15 protein-coding genes are annotated in these 17,471 nt (G+C 73.4%); 13 read left to right on the top strand and 2 right to left on the bottom strand.

Annotated features, from left to right (window positions below; all coding sequences use genetic code 11):
- Positions 1 to 164 precede the first annotated feature (164 nt).
- On the top strand, positions 165 to 1,598 hold the full coding sequence (locus tag ABD335_RS23565) for a sugar porter family MFS transporter (RefSeq protein WP_344326934.1): 1,434 nt from the start codon (positions 165 to 167) through the stop codon (positions 1,596 to 1,598).
- A 165-nt stretch (positions 1,599 to 1,763) separates the two neighbouring features.
- The gene (ftsY, locus tag ABD335_RS23570; RefSeq protein WP_344326936.1) at positions 1,764 to 2,993 is read left to right on the top strand and encodes a signal recognition particle-docking protein FtsY; all 1,230 of its coding nucleotides are present in this window, start codon (positions 1,764 to 1,766) and stop codon (positions 2,991 to 2,993) included.
- 90 nt (positions 2,994 to 3,083) lie between these two features.
- Here ftsY and ABD335_RS23575 read toward each other — a convergent pair whose 3' ends face one another.
- Positions 3,084 to 3,764: a bifunctional DNA primase/polymerase gene (locus tag ABD335_RS23575; protein WP_344326937.1), complete on the bottom strand. Its 681-nt coding sequence runs from the start codon at positions 3,762 to 3,764 to the stop codon at positions 3,084 to 3,086.
- 370 nt (positions 3,765 to 4,134) lie between these two features.
- Between ABD335_RS23575 and nsdA the strand changes: the two genes are divergently transcribed.
- The 5 genes from nsdA to ffh all read left to right on the top strand — a co-directional run bounded on the left by nsdA (position 4,135) and on the right by ffh (position 11,702).
- Positions 4,135 to 5,640: a transcriptional repressor NsdA gene (nsdA, locus tag ABD335_RS23580; protein ID WP_344326939.1), complete on the top strand. Its 1,506-nt coding sequence runs from the start codon at positions 4,135 to 4,137 to the stop codon at positions 5,638 to 5,640.
- A 307-nt stretch (positions 5,641 to 5,947) separates the two neighbouring features.
- On the top strand, positions 5,948 to 7,240 hold the full coding sequence (locus ABD335_RS23585) for an ammonium transporter (protein WP_344326941.1): 1,293 nt from the start codon (positions 5,948 to 5,950) through the stop codon (positions 7,238 to 7,240).
- Positions 7,237 to 7,575, top strand: a complete 339-nt coding sequence (locus ABD335_RS23590) for a P-II family nitrogen regulator (protein ID WP_344326943.1) — start codon at positions 7,237 to 7,239, stop codon at positions 7,573 to 7,575. The genes ABD335_RS23585 and ABD335_RS23590 overlap by 4 nt, the downstream gene beginning before the upstream one ends.
- 22 nt (positions 7,576 to 7,597) lie before the next feature.
- Positions 7,598 to 10,078, top strand: a complete 2,481-nt coding sequence (locus ABD335_RS23595) for a [protein-PII] uridylyltransferase (protein ID WP_344326946.1) — start codon at positions 7,598 to 7,600, stop codon at positions 10,076 to 10,078.
- A gap of 73 nt (positions 10,079 to 10,151) precedes the next feature.
- Positions 10,152 to 11,702: a signal recognition particle protein gene (gene ffh, locus ABD335_RS23600; RefSeq protein ID WP_344326948.1), complete on the top strand. Its 1,551-nt coding sequence runs from the start codon at positions 10,152 to 10,154 to the stop codon at positions 11,700 to 11,702.
- A gap of 145 nt (positions 11,703 to 11,847) precedes the next feature.
- Here the strand turns inward: ffh and ABD335_RS23605 are convergent, their stop codons facing one another.
- Positions 11,848 to 12,657 carry a methyltransferase domain-containing protein gene (locus tag ABD335_RS23605; protein WP_344326950.1) on the bottom strand — a complete coding sequence of 270 codons (810 nt, stop codon included), beginning with the start codon at positions 12,655 to 12,657 and terminating at the stop codon, positions 11,848 to 11,850.
- 217 nt (positions 12,658 to 12,874) lie between these two features.
- Here ABD335_RS23605 and proS point away from each other — a divergent pair, with 217 nt between their 5' ends.
- The 6 genes from proS (at position 12,875) to trmD (ending at position 17,419) form a co-directional block, all read left to right on the top strand.
- A complete protein-coding gene (gene proS, locus ABD335_RS23610; RefSeq protein WP_344326952.1) occupies positions 12,875 to 14,290 on the top strand; it encodes a proline--tRNA ligase in 1,416 nt (471 codons plus the stop codon).
- Positions 14,291 to 14,405: 115 nt separating this feature from the next.
- Positions 14,406 to 15,044, top strand: a complete 639-nt coding sequence (locus ABD335_RS23615) for a hypothetical protein (protein WP_344326954.1) — start codon at positions 14,406 to 14,408, stop codon at positions 15,042 to 15,044.
- A gap of 207 nt (positions 15,045 to 15,251) precedes the next feature.
- Positions 15,252 to 15,689, top strand: a complete 438-nt coding sequence (gene rpsP, locus ABD335_RS23620) for a 30S ribosomal protein S16 (protein WP_344326956.1) — start codon at positions 15,252 to 15,254, stop codon at positions 15,687 to 15,689.
- Between the two features lie 2 nt (positions 15,690 to 15,691).
- The gene (locus ABD335_RS23625) at positions 15,692 to 15,931 is read left to right on the top strand and encodes an RNA-binding protein (protein ID WP_344326959.1); all 240 of its coding nucleotides are present in this window, start codon (positions 15,692 to 15,694) and stop codon (positions 15,929 to 15,931) included.
- 103 nt (positions 15,932 to 16,034) lie between these two features.
- Positions 16,035 to 16,610 (top strand): ribosome maturation factor RimM, encoded by a 576-nt coding sequence (rimM, locus tag ABD335_RS23630; RefSeq protein WP_344326961.1) that lies wholly within the window; start codon positions 16,035 to 16,037, stop codon positions 16,608 to 16,610.
- Positions 16,610 to 17,419, top strand: coding sequence for a tRNA (guanosine(37)-N1)-methyltransferase TrmD (trmD, locus tag ABD335_RS23635; RefSeq protein WP_344326963.1), 810 nt, complete (start codon positions 16,610 to 16,612; stop codon positions 17,417 to 17,419). The genes rimM and trmD overlap by 1 nt, the downstream gene beginning before the upstream one ends.
- The last annotated feature ends 52 nt before the right edge of the window (positions 17,420 to 17,471 follow it).

The raw sequence follows: 17,471 nt of genomic DNA on the forward strand, positions 1-17,471 counted from the left end.
TTCTCACCCCGCTCTCCCTATTGACTAAAAGAATTGAAGGCATAGTCTCTGCGAAGTTGCTTTTGTCTTCACAGGGTGGCGTTCGGTTCGCTCCGCCCCACGGAGACGGCACCACTCGGCATCCCCACCCGGCACCGTCGCCGGGCACCGCAGGAGTACTAACCGTGACCAGCACCGCGCAGGTGAGACCGGATGCGCCGGACGCCCCGGCCGTACGGCACCACCACCTCAGGCACGTCGTCTTCATCGCCGCCGCCGCGGCGATGGGGGGCTTCCTCTTCGGCTACGACAGCTCCGTGATCAACGGCGCCGTCGAGGGCATCCGCGGCAGATTCGCCGTGGGCTCGGGAACCCTCGCCCAGGTCATCGCCGCCGCCCTGATCGGCGCCGCGATCGGCGCCGCCACCGCGGGCCGGCTCGCCGACCGGCTTGGCCGCATCCGGGTGATGCAGATCGCCGCGGTGCTCTTCGTCGCCAGCAGCATCGGCTCGATGCTGCCCTTCGCCCTGTGGGACCTGGCCTGCTGGCGCGTCCTGGGCGGCGTCGCCATCGGCATGGCCTCGGTGATCGCCCCCGCCTACATCGCCGAGGTCGCCCCGGCCGAGTACCGCGGCCGGCTCGCCTCCTTCCAGCAGGCCGCGATCGTGCTGGGCATCGCCGTCTCCCAGCTCGTCAACTGGGGCCTGCTGAACCTCGCCGACGGCGAGCAGCGCGGAAAGCTGCTGGGCGTCGAGGCGTGGCAGCTCATGCTGGGCGTCGCGGCCGTCCCGGCCGTCCTCTACGGCCTGCTGACCCTGTGCATCCCCGAGTCCCCGCGCCACCTCATCGCCCAGGGGCGGACGGACGAGGCCAGGAAGGTGCTCGCCGCCGTCGAGCCCGCGGGCGTCGACCTGGACGCCAGGATCGACGAGATCCAGGCGAGGATGCGCGGCGAGCACAAGCCGAACCTGCGCGACCTGCTGGGCGGCCGCTTCGGCCTGCTGCCGATCGTCTGGGTGGGCATCGGCCTGTCGCTGTTCCAGCAGCTGGTCGGCATCAACGTGATCTTCTACTACAGCGCCTCGCTGTGGCAGTCGGTCGGCATCGACCCCAGCAGCTCGTTCCTCTACTCCTTCACCACCTCGATCATCAACATCGTCGGCACCGTGATCGCGATGCTCCTGGTGGACCGGATCGGCCGCAAGCCGCTCGCCCTGATCGGCTCCACCGGCATGGCGCTCTCGCTCGGCGCCGCCGCCTGGGCCTTCTCCTACAAGAGCGGTACCGGCGAGAACATCACGCTGCCCGACACCCAGGGCACCGTCGCCCTGATCGCCGCGCACTGCTTCGTCCTGTTCTTCGCCCTCTCCTGGGGCGTGGTGGTCTGGGTGATGCTCGGCGAGATGTTCCCCAACCGCGTCCGCGCCGCCGCCCTCGGTGTCGCCGCGGCCGCGCAGTGGGTGGCGAACTGGCTGATCACCGTCACCTTCCCGAGCCTGTCGGAGTGGAACCTGTCGGGCGCGTACGTCATCTACACGGTCTTCGCCGCGCTCTCGATCCCGTTCGTCCTCAAGTGGGTGCCGGAGACCCGCGGCAGGACGCTGGAGGACATGGGGTAATCCCGCCGCGCGCCTCCGTCGCACGCACCGCCCCGGACGCCGGCCACGGCGCCGGGGCGGTGTCCGTCCGCGCGCGGCGCGGGCCCGCCCGGCGCGGTGCGCGACGCCACCGGGGACGGGACGGACCCCTGCCGCGGCCGGGTCGTGGCCGATACTGGGGGCGTTATGGACATCGTCATCCTTGCCGTAGTCATCGCCGTGGTCGCCGTGGCCGCCATCGGCGGGCTCGTGGTCACCACCACCCGCCGGAAGAAGACACCGCCGCTCGACCGCTCCGCCCCACCGACCATCACCGCGCCGCCCCCGACCGAGCCGCAGGTCGGCGAGGAGGCCGAGACCCCCAGCGACGAGCAGCGGCGCACCATCGAAGAGGTCGACCTGCCGCCGTCGGGGGCCACGGACGCCACCGTGGCCGAGGCGCCCGAGGCGCCCGAGGCCCCCGAGATCGAGACCCCGGCCCCCGTCGCCGGACGGCTGGTGCGGCTGCGCGAGCGTCTGGCGCGCTCCCAGAACACCCTGGGCCGCGGCCTGCTCACCCTGCTCTCCCGCGACCGCCTCGACGAGGACACCTGGGAGGAGATCGAGGACACCCTGCTCACCGCCGACGTCGGCGTCGCCCCCACCCAGGAACTGGTCGAGCGGCTGCGCGAGCGGGTGCGGGTGCTGGGCACCCGTACGCCCGAGGAGCTGCGCACGCTGCTGCGCGAGGAGCTGCTGGCCCTGGTGGGCACCGACATGGACCGCACGGTCCACACCGAGGGCGGCGTCTCGTCCGAGGGCGTGGTCCGGCCGGGCGTGGTGCTGGTCGTCGGCGTCAACGGCACCGGGAAGACCACCACCACCGGCAAGCTCGCCCGCGTCCTGGTCGCCGACGGCAGGTCGGTCGTGCTCGGCGCCGCCGACACCTTCCGCGCCGCCGCCGCCGACCAGCTCCAGACCTGGGGCGAGCGCGTGGGCGCCCGCACCGTCCGGGGCCCCGAGGGCGGCGACCCGGCGTCGGTCGCCTTCGACGCGGTCAAGGAGGGGATCGCCGAGAGCGCGGACGTCGTCCTGATCGACACCGCGGGGCGCCTGCACACCAAGACCGGCCTGATGGACGAGCTGGGCAAGGTCAAGCGGGTGGTGGAGAAGCACGGCCCGGTGGACGAGGTCCTGCTCGTCCTGGACGCCACCACCGGTCAGAACGGCCTGATCCAGGCCCGTGTCTTCGCCGAGGTGGTGGACATCACCGGCATCGTGCTCACCAAGCTCGACGGCACGGCCAAGGGCGGCATCGTCATCGCGGTCCAGCGCGAGCTGAACGTCCCGGTCAAGCTGGTGGGCCTGGGCGAGGGCGCGGACGACCTGGCGCCGTTCGAGCCGGAGGCGTTCGTCGACGCGCTGATCGGCGACTGACCGCCCCGGACGGAACGGACGACGGACGGCAGGCACCCCGCCGCGTGCGGCACGGGCGCGGCGGGGCCGGGGCGGGACGCGGCGGGGGCCTCAGGCGTGGGGCGGCTCGCGGTGGCAGACGTACGCCAGGGTGCCCAGCAGGAGCCGAGCCTGCGGGGGGCGGCCCGCCGCCTCCAGGGTGGGAGGCCGCAGCCACCGGACCGGGCCGAGACCGCCCAGGTCGGAGGGGGGCGCGGTGATGTGGTCGCCGGGACCGAGACCGCGCAGGTCCGGCACGGCGTCGTCCCACCCCATCCGGTACAGCAGACGGGGCAGCTCGGCGGCGGCGCCGGGGGCCACGAGGAACCAGGCGCGGCCGTGCGGGGCGACGGCGACCGGCCCGAGCGGCACCCCCATCCGCTCCAGCCGGGCCAGCGCGCGGCGCCCGGCCGCCGCGGACACCTCGATGACGTCGAAGGCGCGGCCCACCGGCAGCAGCAGCGCCGCCCCGGGCACCCGCTCCCACGCCCGGGTCGCCTCGTCCAGGGTCGCGCCGGCGGGCACCGTGAGCGACGCGTCGAGGGGATGGGCGCCGGGGGAGGGGCAGTCGAGGGCCCCGCAGGAGCACTCCGTACGGCCGCCGCCGCGCGTGGCCCGGGCGCCGGGGACGACGTCCCAGCCCCACAGGCCCGTGTACTCGGCCACGGCCGTGCACACCGAGGCGCGGTTGCGGCGCCGGGCGCCGGACCGCAGCTCCCGGATCTCGCGGATGCTGCCGATTGTGAAGCCCATGCCCCCTCCAACGGGTTCCGTGCGCTCTTGGTTACGTAGCGGTCCGGCGTCGCCACGCTCGGCGACGCGTTCCGTCGCGGGAGTGCGGAGAGCGGCGCGCGCCCCCGGTGCGCATCGCTCCAACCGTTCGCGGCCACTTGTGTCAAGTGAACCGTGTGGAGCGCCACTTGAGTTCATTCGAAGGGGTGGCGAATGGTGGCGGTTTTGCAATTTCACTCGCCACACCAGTGATCGTAGGATTACTTTCGGTTCACACAGTGACGGAGAACACGCGGAAGACGTCCGGCGTGTGCCCATATCCCCGGTATGTCGCCGAAGGCGCGCGGCCGGAGGGCGGACGACACGCACGGACCGGGATGGGGGCGTTCCAGTGGGCGGCAACGAGAACAGCGGCGGCACCGGTACCGCTGGAAAGCGCCCGAACGAACGGCTCGCCTCCTGGTTCGTGCGCAGCGGCTGGTCCAAGGGCGAGCTGGCCCGACAGGTGAACCGCCGCGCGCGGCAGATGGGCGCGCACCACGTCAGCACCGACACCTCCCGGGTGCGCCGCTGGCTGGACGGCGAACAGCCCCGCGAGCCGATCCCGCGCATCCTCTCCGAGCTGTTCTCCGAGCGCTTCGGCTGCGTGGTCGCCGTGGAGGACCTGGGGCTGCGCACCGGCCGCCCGACGACCTCCGCCGGCGGCGTCGACCTGCCCTGGACGGGGCCGCAGACCGCGGCGATGATCGGCGAGTTCTCGCGCAGCGACCTGATGCTGGCCCGCCGCGGCTTCCTCGGCACCTCCCTGGCGATGGCCGCCGGACCCGCCCTGATCGAGCCGATGCAGCGCTGGCTGGTGCCCACCCCCACGGGCCCGTCCGTCCCCGCGGCGTCCGACGGGGAGCGCGGCGCGCGGCGCGGGACCGGGCTGTCCGGCCCGGAGCTGGACCTGCTGGAGCAGACGGTGGTGATGTTCCGCAAGTGGGACGCCCAGTGCGGCGGCGGACTGCGGCGCAAGGCCGTCGTGGGACAGCTCCACGAGATCACCGACCTGCTCCAGGACTCCCACCCCGAGCCGGTGCGGCGGCGACTGTTCAAGGTCACCGCCGAGCTGGCGGAACTGGCCGGGTGGATGAGCTACGACATCGGACTCCAGCCCACCGCCCAGAAGTACTTCGTCCTCGCCCTGCACGCGGCCAAGGAGGCCGGCGACCGCCCGCTGGGCGCGTACGTGCTGTCCGACATGGGCCGCCAGATGATCCACCTGGGCCGCCCCGAGGACGCGCTGGAGCTGATCCACCTCGCGCAGTACGGCAGCAGGGAAGGGGCCACCCCCCGCACCCAGGCCATGCTGTATGCGATGGAGGCGCGCGCGTACGCCAACATGGGCCGGCCCGACAAGTGCCACCGGGCGGTGCGGATGGCCGAGGAGACCTTCGCCGAGATCACCCCCGGCGACGCCGACCCGGACTGGATCGCGTTCTTCTCCGAGGCCGAGCTCAACGCCGAGAACGCCCACTCCTACCGCGACCTCGCCTATGTGGCGGGCCGCAGCCCCACCTACGCCTCGCTCGCCCAGCCGGCGATGGAGAAGGCGGTGGAGCTGTTCGCCCGCGAGTGCGGCGAGGACGGCAGCGGCCACCAGCGCTCGTACGCGCTCAACCTCGCCGGGATGGCCACCGTCCACCTGCTGCAGCGGGAGCCCGAGCAGTGCGCCGACCTGGCCGGCCGGGCCCTGGACGTGGCCAAACGTCTCCGCTCCGAGCGCGTCAACACCCGCATCCGCAAGACCGTGGCCACCGCGGCACGCGAGTTCGGGGGCGTCGCCGAGGTCGTCGCCCTGGGCGAGCGGCTCGCCGGCGAACTGCCGGAGGGCGGGGTCGCCCTCGCGGGCTGATCCCGACCCGTCCCGGCCCCACTCGGGCCGCCGTCCGGCCGTGACGGCCGTCCCGTCGCCCTCCGAGGGACCGGGACGGCCGTCACGGCCGGTCCGCGTGGCGCGACGCACGGTGGAGGACGACGGGGCGGCGGGACCGGTCGGTTCCCGCGGGGGCGCGGGTTCATCCCGACGTAACACGGCGCGAGCCTTCGTCACGGTCGCGAAACACCGCGTGGCGCCGGGTGAAACGGGGCTTGGGAAATCTGTGGCCCATCCTGACCCCCAGATCCGCCCCCACGGGTCGCGACGCGAGGAGACGCCCACATTGAACGGCGCGGATACCGCTTTCGTACTGATCAGCGCGGCGCTGGTCATGTTGATGACGCCCGGCCTGGCCCTGTTCTACGGCGGCATGGTCCGGGTCAAGAGCGCCCTCAACATGCTCATGATGTCCTTCGTCTCCCTGGGGATCGTGAGCGTTCTCTGGGTGCTCTACGGCTACTCGCTCGCCTTCGGCACCGACACCGCAGGTCTGATCGGCGGCTTCGAGTTCGTCGGCCTGAGCGGCATCGACCCGCAGGCGCTCACCGGAGGCGACGAGGGCATCCCGGTCTTCGCCTTCGTCCTCTTCCAGATGATGTTCGCCATCCTCACGCCCGCCCTGATGAGCGGTGCGCTGGCGGACCGGGTGAAGTTCAGCGCCTGGGCGGTGTTCATCGCCCTGTGGGCCACCGTCGTGTACTTCCCCGTCGCCCACTGGGTCTGGTCCGCGGGCGGCTGGCTGTTCGAGATGGAGGTCATCGACTTCGCCGGCGGCACCGCCGTCCACATCAACGCCGGTGTCGGCGCGCTGGCCGCGGTCCTGGTGGTCGGCAAGCGGATCGGCTTCAAGAAGGAGCCGATGCGTCCGCACAGCCTCCCCCTGGTCGTCCTGGGCGCCGCCCTGCTGTGGTTCGGCTGGTTCGGCTTCAACGCCGGCTCCGCGCTGGCCGCCAACGGCACCGCCGCCACCATGGCCCTGAACACGCAGGTCGCCACCGCCGCGGCCGTCCTGGGCTGGCTGGTCTACGAGCGCATCCGCCACGGCGCCTTCACCACCCTGGGCGCGGCCTCAGGAGCCGTCGCCGGCCTGGTCGCCATCACCCCGTCCGGCGCGCACGTGAACGCCGTCGGCGCGCTCGTCATCGGCCTGGTCGCCGGTGTGGTCTGCTCCTGGGCCGTCAGCCTGAAGTACAAGCTCGGCTACGACGACTCCCTGGACGTCGTCGGCGTCCACCTCGTCGGCGGTGTCGTCGGCACCCTGCTGGTCGGCTTCCTGGCCGTCGACGGCGTGGGCGGCGTCGAGCAGTTCACCAAGCAGGCGATCGGCGCCTTCTCCGTGATGGCCTTCTCCTTCGCGGTCTCCTGGGTCCTGGCCAAGCTGATCGACGTCACCATCGGCTTCCGCGCCGACGAGGACGACGAGACCGCCGGTCTGGACCAGGCGTACCACGCCGAGACCGCGTACGACTTCAGCGCGGTGGGCGGCTCGCCCGCGTCCCGCGGCACGGCCGGGACGACCGGCACCCACGACACCGGCGCGACGGCCCCGTCGCTCGACAAGAAGGTGGACGCGTGAAGCTCATCACCGCAGTCATCAAGCCGCACCGGGTCGACGAGGTGAAGGAGGCGCTCCGGGCGTTCGGCGTCCAGGGCCTCACCGTCACCGAGGCCAGCGGCTACGGACGGCAGCGCGGGCACACCGAGGTGTACCGCGGCGCGGAGTACACCGTCGACCTGGTGCCCAAGGTCCGCGTCGAGGTCCTGGTCGAGGACGAGGACGCCGAGCAGCTCGTCGACGTGATCGTCAAGGCCGCCCGCACGGGGAAGATCGGCGACGGCAAGGTCTGGAGCGTCCCCGTCGAGACCGTCGTACGGGTCCGGACCGGCGAGCGCGGCCCGGACGCCCTGTGAGCCTGCGGGAACGGACGACCGCGTGACCACGGCATCCCTCCCGGGACCCGCGGACCCCACCGGGGAGTCCGGGGCGGAACCCGGCGGCTACGCGGCGGCCCGGCTGCGTCTCCTCGCCGAGGAGGCGCGGTCCGGGCCGCCGCGCCGTGCCGCCCTGGCCGAACTGACCGACGCCTGGCTCGCCGGCCTGCTCGGCGAGGCCGGCGAGGGCATCGCGCTGGTCGCCGTCGGCGGCTACGGCCGCGGGGAGCTCTCCCCGCGCAGCGACCTCGACCTGCTGCTCCTGCACACCGGGCGCGCCCCCGAGGAGGTCGCCGCCGTCGCCGACCGGATCTGGTACCCCGTGTGGGACCTCGGGATCGCCCTGGACCACTCGGTGCGCACCCCCGACGAGGCCCGACGGGCCGCGGCCGAGGACCTCAGGGTCCAGCTCGGCCTGCTGGACGCCCGGCACGTCGCCGGCGACGCGGCGCTCACCGCCTCCCTGCGCACCGACCTGCTCGCCCGGTGGCGCGCCGACGCCCCCCGGCGGCTGGCCGAACTGCGCGAGACGTGCGAGGAACGCGCCCGCCGCCACGGCGAACTGCGCTTCCTCCTCGAACCCGACCTCAAGGAGGCCCGCGGCGGACTGCGCGACGCCGGCGTCCTGCGCGCCATCGCCGCCTCCTGGCTGGCCGACGCGCCCCGCGAGGGGCTGGACGAGGCCCGCCGCACCCTGCTCGACGTCCGCGACGCCCTCCACCTGACCACCGGACGCGCCGGCGACCGGCTCGCCCTGCAGGACCAGGACCGGGTCGCCGAGGCCCTCGCGCTGCCGGACGCGGACGCCCTGCTGCGCCGGGTGTACGAGGCGGCGCGGGTGATCTCCTACGCCGGCGACGTCACCTGGCGCGAGGTCGCCCGGGTGTCGGGCTCGCGCACCCGGCGTCCCGGACCGCGCACGCCGCTGGCGGAGAACGTCGTCGTGCAGGAGGGCGAGGTGGTGCTCGCCCGCACCGCCCGCCCCGAACGCGACCCCGTCCTGCCGCTGCGCGCCGCCGCCGCGGCCGCCCAGGCCGGCCTGCCGCTCGCGCGGGCGGCGGTACGGCGGCTGGCCGCCACCGCGCCGCCGCTGCCGGTGCCCTGGCCCGCCGAGGCCCGGGAGCAGTTCGTCACCCTGCTCGGCGCGGGCGAGGCCACCGTCGGGGTGTGGGAGGCGCTGGAGGCCGAGGGGCTGATCACCGCCCTGCTGCCGGACTGGGAGCGGGTGCGCTGCCGCCCGCAGCGCAACGCCGTGCACCGGTGGACCGTGGACCGCCACCTGATCGAGACCGCCGTACGGGCCCGGGCCCGCGTCCGCCGCGTCGGCCGCCCCGACCTGCTGCTGGTCGCCGCGCTGCTGCACGACATCGGCAAGGGCCTGCCGGGCGACCACAGCGTCACGGGCGAGGCCGTCGTCCGCGGCCTGGCCGCCCGGATGGGCTTCGACGCCGCCGACACCGCGACGCTGGCCGGCCTGGTCCGCCACCACCTGCTGCTGGTGGAGACCGCCACCCGGCGCGACCTGGACGATCCGGCCACGGTCCGGACGGTGGCCGACGCGGTCGGCGACGTCGGGACCCTGGAGCTGCTGCACGCGCTGACCGAGGCGGACGCCCTGGCCACCGGCCCCGCCGCCTGGTCGGCGTGGCGTGCCGGGCTCGTGGCCGACCTGGTGAGGCGGGTCGGCGCGGTCCTGGCGGGCGGGAGCGCCGACTCCGGGCGCCCCGCCGCCTTCCGGCCCACCGCCGAGGCCCGACGGCTCGCCGTCGAGGCGTGGCGCACCGGCGGGCCGGTGCTGACCCTGCGCACCCGGACCGAGGCCCCCGCCGACCCCGATACCGGCACCGGCACCGACCGCGACCCCACCCCCGACACCGCCCCCGACCCCGTCCCGACCGCCCCGGAGCCGGTGGGCGCCGAACTGCTCATCGCGCTGCGGGACCGGCCCGGCGTCCTGCCCGCCGTGGCCGGCGTCCTGGCCCTCCACCGGCTGACCGTCCGCGCGGCCGACCTGCGCGCCGTCGACCCCCTCGGCGAGGGCCCCGTCCTGCTGCTGAGCTGGCGGGTCGCCGCCGAGTACGGCTCGCTGCCGCAGGCCGCCCGGCTCCGCGCCGACCTGGCGCGCGCCCTGGAGGGCTCCCTGGACGTCCCCGCCCGGCTCGCCGAGCGCGAGGCCGCCCGGCGCGGCGTCCGCGCCCGCCGTCGCGGCGCCGGGGCCCCGCCGCCGCGGGTGACGGTCGCACCGGCCGGATCGCGGGTGGCGACGGTGATCGAGGTGCGCGCCCAGGACGCCCCCGGCCTGCTGTACCGCATCGGACGGGCGCTGGAGGACGCCGGCGTCACCGTGCGCAGCGCGCACGCCGGCACGCTCGGCGCCGACGCGGTGGACGCCTTCTACGTCACCGGCCCCACCGGCGCCCCGCTGCCGCCGGACGAGGCCGCCGCGCTCGCCGGCGAGCTGGAACGGGCCCTGGGCGGCTGACCCCATCGGCGGCGGCCCGATACCCTTGGAGGTCGACCGCCGTCACCGCCAACGCGAAGGATCCGCGACCGACGTGTTCGACACTCTCTCCGATCGCCTCACGGCGACCTTCAAGAACCTCAGGGGCAAGGGCCGTCTGAGCGAGGCGGACATCGACGCCACGGCGCGCGAGATCCGCATCGCCCTGCTGGAGGCGGACGTCGCCCTGCCCGTGGTGCGGGCCTTCATCAAGCAGGTCAAGGAGCGCGCCCTGGGCGCGGAGGTCTCCAAGGCGCTGAATCCCGCACAGCAGGTCATCAAGATCGTCAACGAGGAGCTGATCGGCATCCTCGGCGGCGAGACCCGTCGTCTGCGGTTCGCCAAGAACCCGCCGACGGTGATCATGCTCGCCGGTCTCCAGGGTGCGGGCAAGACCACCCTGGCGGGCAAGCTGGGCCGCTGGCTGAAGGAGCAGGGGCACACCCCGCTGCTGGTCGCCTGCGACCTCCAGCGCCCCAACGCCGTCAACCAGCTCACCGTCGTCGCCGAACGCGCGGGCGTGGGCATCTACGCGCCCGAGCCCGGCAACGGCGTCGGCGACCCGGTCAAGGTCGCCCAGGACTCGATCGAGTACGCCCGGACCAAGCAGTACGACGTGGTCGTCGTCGACACCGCCGGACGCCTGGGCATCGACCAGGAGATGATGCGGCAGGCCGCCGACATCCGCGACGCGATCTCCCCCGACGAGGTCCTCTTCGTCGTGGACGCCATGATCGGCCAGGACGCGGTCAACACCGCCGAGGCGTTCCGCGACGGCGTCGGCTTCGACGGCGTGGTGCTCTCCAAGCTCGACGGCGACGCCCGCGGTGGCGCGGCCCTGTCGATCGCGCACGTCACCGGCCGCCAGATCATGTTCGCCTCCAACGGCGAGAAGCTGGACGACTTCGACGCGTTCCACCCGGACCGCATGGCGTCCCGCATCCTGGGCATGGGCGACATCCTCAGCCTCATCGAGAAGGCCGAGCAGACCTTCAGCCGGCAAGAGGCCGAGAAGATGGCCGCCAAGCTGGCCAAGGGGCCCAAGGAGTTCACCCTCGACGACTTCCTGTCCCAGATGGAGCAGGTCCGCAAGATGGGCTCCCTCTCCAAGCTGCTGGGGATGATGCCCGGCATGGGGCAGATCCGCGACCAGATCAACAACATCGACGAGCGCGACGTGGACCGCACCGCCGCGATCATCAAGTCGATGACCCCGGCCGAGCGCACCGACCCCACGATCATCAACGGCTCGCGGCGGGCCCGCATCGCCCGCGGTTCCGGTGTGGACGTCAGCGCGGTGAAGAACCTCGTGGAGCGCTTCTTCGAGGCCCGCAAGATGATGTCGAAGATGGCCCAGGGCGGTATGCCGGGGATGCCCGGGATGCCGGGCGTCCCGGGGATGGGCGGCCAGCGGCGGAAGGGCAAGCAGCAGAAGAAGGCCAAGGGCAAGCAGCGCTCGGGCAACCCGATGAAGCGCAAGGCCGAGGAGCAGGCCGTGGCCGAGCGCCGCGCCGCTCAGGGAGGCGCCTTCGGACTGCCCGGCGGTCAGGGCCCGGAGGACTTCGAACTGCCCCAGGAGTTCAAGGACCTGCTCCCGCCGAAGTGACGGCCCGCCCGCCGGCGCGTTCCGGCGCGGGACGTCCCTCCCGCGGACGTCCCTCCCGCGGTGGAGGCGACGTGCCCTCGTGGCGAGGGGCGGACACCGGGGCCGTCGGACCCGTACCCGCCCCTCTCGCCGCGCCGCCGCGCCGTCACGTCATGGCGACCACGTAGCGGAAGAGGTTCTGCATCCACACCGTGCCGTCGGGCCGCACGTGGGGGCGCAGGGCCTCCGCCAGCTCCTTGGTGACCTGGCCCTCGTCCGTCGCCCGGACGGCCGCGTCGTACAGCCCGGTCGACAGCAGGCCCCGCACCGCGCTCTCCAGGTCGGCGTAGCCGAAGGGGCACGCCACCCGCCCCGAGCCGTCCGGACGGAGCCCGGCCCGCCGCGCCAGGTCCTCCAGGTCGTCCCGCCCGCCCGGCCGCCAGCACCGCCCCGCCGCGCGGCGGGGCTCGGCCAGCCGCTCGGCCACCCGCAGCGCGGGGGCCGCGGCGCAGCGCTCCGCCGGCCCCCAGCCCGCCAGCACCACCGGCGTGTCCCGCCCGGCCACCTCGGCCACCCGGGCGAGCACGGCGGGCTCGGGCAGGGCGTCGAAGGCGGTCACCAGGGTCGGCGGTGGACCCTCGCGCAGTGCCGCGCCGTCCGGCCCGCCGTCCGGCTCGCACGGCAGCACCCGCGCGGACCAGTGCCGCGCGCCCCACTGCGGCTCCGGCAGCAGCCGCTGCCGGGCCAGTTCCAGACGTGCCTCGTCGGTGTCCGTCCCCGTGACGGTGGCGCCGCGGGCGGCGGCCATCACCAGCGCCAGCCCGGAACCGCAGCCCAGACCCAGGACGTGTGTGTGCCGTCCGACCTCGAACCGCTCGTAGACCGCCTCGTAGAGCGGAACCAGCATCCGTTCCTGAATCTCCGCCCAGTCCCGGGCGGGCCGCGGGAGGTGCCGCTGTGCGAGCGTGGGTGCCATCGCAACATCCCCATTCCGATGGAAGGATCGCCGGATAACCGGCCGCCGTCTCGTCCCCCGAGAGGTCCCTGTGCCCGAATGCCAGGGAACTGCGCATCTGTCCCCGAGTCCAGAGGGTGCGTCGGGGTGTTTCGCCCGCGCTGCCCGCGCGCACTCCTTACGTTGCCCCGACAACCTGATTCACGCATCCGCAGCAGACCGCCGTAACATGCCCGTCATGGCAAAGGCTCCCGTGCTCACCCCCCGGGCGGACGACTTCCCCCGCTGGTACCAGGACGTGATCAACAAGGCCGAACTGGCCGACAACGGGCCGGTGCGCGGCACCATGGTCATCCGACCGTACGGGTACGGGCTCTGGGAGCGGATGCAGCGGGACATGGACGCCCGGATCAAGGCCCAGGGCGTCGAGAACGCCTACTTTCCCCTGTTCATCCCGCAGTCCTACCTGACCAGGGAGGCCGAGCACGTCGAGGGCTTCGCCCCCGAGCTGGCGGTGGTCACGCACGGCGGCGGCAAGGAACTGGAGGAGCCGGTCGTCGTCCGGCCGACCTCCGAGACGATCATCAACGACTACTTCTCCAAGTGGGTGCAGAGCTACCGCGACCTGCCCCTGCTGATCAACCAGTGGGCCAACGTGGTGCGCTGGGAAATGCGTCCGCGCCTCTTCCTGCGGACGAGTGAGTTCCTGTGGCAGGAGGGGCACACCGCCCACGCCACCTACGAGGACGCGCGGGACTTCGCGGCCCGCATCCACCGGCACGTCTACGCCGACTTCATGGAGAACGTCCTGGCCATGGACGTCGTGCTGGGCCGCAAGACCCCCAAGGAGCGCTTCGCGGGCGCCATCAACACCCTCACCCTGGAGGGCATGATGGGCGACGGCAAGGCGCTCCAGATGGGCACCAGCCACGAGCTGGGCCAGAACTTCGCCAAGGCGTTCGACACCCGGTACCTCTCCAAGGACGGCGAGCGGGAGTACGTCTGGCAGACCTCCTGGGGCTCGACCACCCGGATGATCGGCGCCCTGGTGATGATGCACGGCGACGACAACGGACTGCGCGTCCCGCCGCGCCTGGCCCCGACCCAGGTCGTCGTCCTGGCGATCAAGGACGACGAGGCGGTGCTGGCGAAGGTCCGCGAGGTCGGCGACCGGCTCGCCGCGGCCGGTGTCCGGGTGAAGGTGGACGACCGCACCGACACCCCCTTCGGCCGCCGCGCGGTGGACTGGGAGCTCAAGGGCGTCCCGCTGCGCGTCGAGATCGGTCCCCGCGACCTGGAGAACGGCACCGCGATGCTGGTCCGCCGCATCGCCGGGGGCAAGGAGCCGGTGGCGATCGACGCCCTCGCCGAACTGTGCCCCAGGTTCCTGGAGGAGGACCAGGCGCTGCTGCTGACCCAGTCGCGCGAGCGCCGCGAGTCCCGCACCACGGACGTGCGGACCGTGGAGGAGGCCGCCGAGGCCGCCGCCGCGGGCGGCTGGGCCCGCATCCCGTGGGCCGACCTCGGCCCCGAGGGCGAGGACAGGCTCGCCGAGCAGGCCGTCACGGTCCGGTGCCTGGTGGGCGAGGACGGGTCGGTGCCGGAGTCCGACGACGCACCGGGTACGTTGGCCGTGGTCGCCCGCGCCTACTGACGGGTCGGTCCATCCCGGCTTGGGGCGGGTGGGGACGAGTCCTCCCCGGATCGACGCACCCGCCCCCTCGGGACGCATCGCCCCCGAACTGACTGGTACGTGCAAATTATTTGGGATGCCCCGTAATCGGAACACCGGGACACTCCGGCTCGTTGTTCACGACGTGAGCACGACACCACCTGTACTCGCCGCCGAGCTGGCACTCGCATGGGCCGACATTCAACGGCACCACCCCGAGCTGCCCGATCTGGCCGCGCCCGAATCGCTGATCGGAGAGTCGTCGTCCGCCTGTGGCGCCGAGCTCTCCTTCGAAAGGCTGCTGCACGAGGCCGTCCACGGGATCGCCGCCGCGCGCGGAGTCCGGGACACCTCGCGTGCCGGCCGCTACCACAACCGCCGCTTCCTGGCGATCGCCGAGGAGTTGGGGCTGGAGCACTCCGACGAGCCGCATCCGAGCAGCGGCTTCTCGCTGGTCGTCATGAAGCCCGAGACCAAGAAGCGCTACCGACCCACCATCGAGCGACTGCAGCGCGCCCTGCGCGCCCACAGCGCCGCCACGGCCACCGACACCTCCCGCACCTTCCGCGGGCCCGCCGCGCGGCACGGCTCGTCGGGCGGCGGCGTACGGGTCAAGGCGGTCTGCGACTGCGGGCGCAACGTCCGGGTCGTCCCGTCCGTGCTGGCCCAGGCGCCGATCATGTGCGGGGCCTGCGGACAGCCGTTCCGCATTCCGGAGACCGTCGGGGTGGGCTGAGGCGCGCCGACGGCCGAGGAGCGGGGAGGCCGGGGGGAGAGACCGGCCGCCTCGGCGAGGTGTGGCACAATGGGCGGCTGTACTCGACAGCCGCACAGGACCCCTCTCTCCTCCGGCTGACGCGTCCACTCGGACACTCGGGTACCACCACCCCACGTGGCATCCCGCCGTGTCCAACCACGCCAAAGACCAGGAGACACCACAGCCGTGGCAGTCAAGATCAAGCTGAAGCGACTGGGCAAGATCCGTTCGCCTCACTACCGCATCATCGTCGCCGACTCCCGTACGCGTCGCGACGGCCGGGCCATCGAGGAGATCGGTCTGTACCACCCGGTGCAGAACCCCTCGCGCATCGAGGTCGACTCGGAGCGCGTCCAGTACTGGCTGGGTGTCGGCGCGCAGCCGACCGAGCCGGTCCTGGCCATCCTGAAGGTCACCGGCGACTGGCAGAAGTTCAAGGGTCTGCCCGCCCCGGAGCCGATGAAGCTTCCCGAGCCCAAGGCCGACAAGCGCGCCATCTTCGAGGCCGCCGCCAAGGAGTCGGCGGACGAGCCGCAGGGTGAGGCCATCACCCCGAAGGGCAAGAAGGCCGACAAGAAGGCGGACGAGGCCGAGGCCGGGGCCGCCGAGTCGACCGAGGCGTGACCATGCTGGAAGAGGCCCTCGACCATCTGGTGAGGGGCATCGTCGACCACCCCGACGAGGTGCAGGTCGCCACCCGCAACCTGCGTCGCGGGCGCGTGCTGGAGGTCCGGGTGCACCCCGACGACCTCGGCAAGGTGATCGGCCGCAACGGCCGGACCGCACGCGCGCTGCGCACCGTCGTGGCAGCCCTCGGTGGCCGTGGCGTCCGCGTCGACCTCGTCGACGTCGACCAGGTCCGCTGAGGGTCACGGCAGACACACACAGCACAAGGCACCGGCACGGGCCGGGAGCGGCACCGCCGCTCCCGGCCCGTGCCGATGCACGGACACACGGAGTTGACGAGCAGTGCAGCTGGTAGTCGCACGCATCGGCCGCGCCCACGGCATCAAGGGCGAGGTCACGGTGGAGGTGCGCACGGACGACCCCGAGATGCGGCTGGCCCCCGGCGCGGTCCTGGCCACCGACCCCGCCTCCGTCGGCCCGCTGACCATCGAGAGCGGACGCGTCCACAGCGGACGGCTGCTGCTGCGCTTCGAAGGGGTGAGGGACCGCACCGCCGCCGAGGCGCTGCGGAACACCCTGCTGATCGCCGAGGTGGACCCCGAGGAGCGGCCCGAGGACCCCGACGAGTACTACGACCACCAACTGATCGACCTCGACGTCGTCACCCGCGACGGAACACCCGTCGGACGGATCGAGGAGATCGCCCACCTGCCCTACCAGGACCTCCTCGTGGTGCGGAAGACGGACGGCGGCGAGGTGCTCGTCCCCTTCGTCGCCGAGATCGTGCCCGAGATCGACCTCGACGAGCAGCGCGCGGTGATCGACCCGCCGCCGGGGCTCCTCGACGACCGGGCCGAGATCGCCGGCTCCCGCTCCGAGGGCGACCGCGGCGCCGGCCGGGACGGAGACGGGTCCTGATGCGGCTCGACATCGTCACGATCTTCCCCGAGTACCTGGAACCGCTGAACGTCTCCCTCGTCGGCAAGGCGCGCGCCCGCGGCCTGCTCGACGTGCGCGTCCACGACCTGCGGCGGTGGACCCACGACCGGCACAACACCGTCGACGACACCCCCTACGGCGGCGGGCCCGGCATGGTGATGAAGCCCGAGCCGTGGGGCGAGGCGCTGGACGAGATCATCGCCTCGGGCGAGGGCGACCCGGTCCTCGTCGTCCCCACGCCCAGCGGACGGCCGTTCGACCAGGCCACGGCCGTCGAGCTGGCGGAGAAACCCTGGCTGGTCTTCACCCCCGCCCGCTACGAGGGCATCGACCGCCGCGTCATCGACGAGTACGGCGAGCGCCTCCAGGTGCGCGAGCTGTCCATCGGCGACTACGTCCTGGCCGGCGGCGAGGCCCCCGTCCTGGTCATGGTCGAGGCCGTCGCCCGGCTGCTCCCCGGCGTCCTGGGCAACGCCGAGTCCCACCGCGACGACTCCTTCGCCCCCGGGGCCATGGCCGACCTCCTCGAAGGGCCCGTCTACACCAAGCCCCCGCTGTGGCGCGGCCGGGACGTCCCCGAGGTGTTGCTCAGCGGCCACCACGGGCGGATCGCCCGATGGCGCCGCGACGAGGCGTTCCGCCGCACCGCGCGGTACCGTCCCGACCTCATCGAACGCTGCGACCCCGCGGCGCTGGACGCGGACGACCGCAAACTCCTGGCGGAGCTCGGCTGGACCGAGCGCCCGGACGGCCGATTTGGGCGTACCGCCGAGGACGTGGAAGAATAGGCCGCTGCCTCACGCCCGGCGCGCGACCCTGCCACAGGGGGACCGACGCCCG

It is taken from the genome of Streptomyces macrosporus, assembly GCF_039533145.1.
In the GTDB taxonomy this organism is placed as follows: Bacteria; Actinomycetota; Actinomycetes; order Streptomycetales; family Streptomycetaceae; genus Streptomyces; species Streptomyces macrosporus.

Excerpts from the sequence above, each read along its gene's own strand:
- ABD335_RS23605 (WP_344326950.1), bottom strand. The coding sequence starts at position 12,657 with ATGGCACCCACGCTCGCACAGCGGCACCTCCCGCGGCCCGCCCGGGAC.
- ABD335_RS23625 (WP_344326959.1), top strand. The coding sequence starts at position 15,692 with ATGCTGGAAGAGGCCCTCGACCATCTGGTGAGGGGCATCGTCGACCAC.
- ftsY (WP_344326936.1), top strand. The coding sequence starts at position 1,764 with ATGGACATCGTCATCCTTGCCGTAGTCATCGCCGTGGTCGCCGTGGCC.
- ABD335_RS23575 (WP_344326937.1), bottom strand. The coding sequence starts at position 3,764 with ATGGGCTTCACAATCGGCAGCATCCGCGAGATCCGGGAGCTGCGGTCC.
- trmD (WP_344326963.1), top strand. The coding sequence starts at position 16,610 with ATGCGGCTCGACATCGTCACGATCTTCCCCGAGTACCTGGAACCGCTG.
- ABD335_RS23615 (WP_344326954.1), top strand. The coding sequence starts at position 14,406 with ATGCCCCGTAATCGGAACACCGGGACACTCCGGCTCGTTGTTCACGAC.
- proS (WP_344326952.1), top strand. The coding sequence starts at position 12,875 with ATGGCAAAGGCTCCCGTGCTCACCCCCCGGGCGGACGACTTCCCCCGC.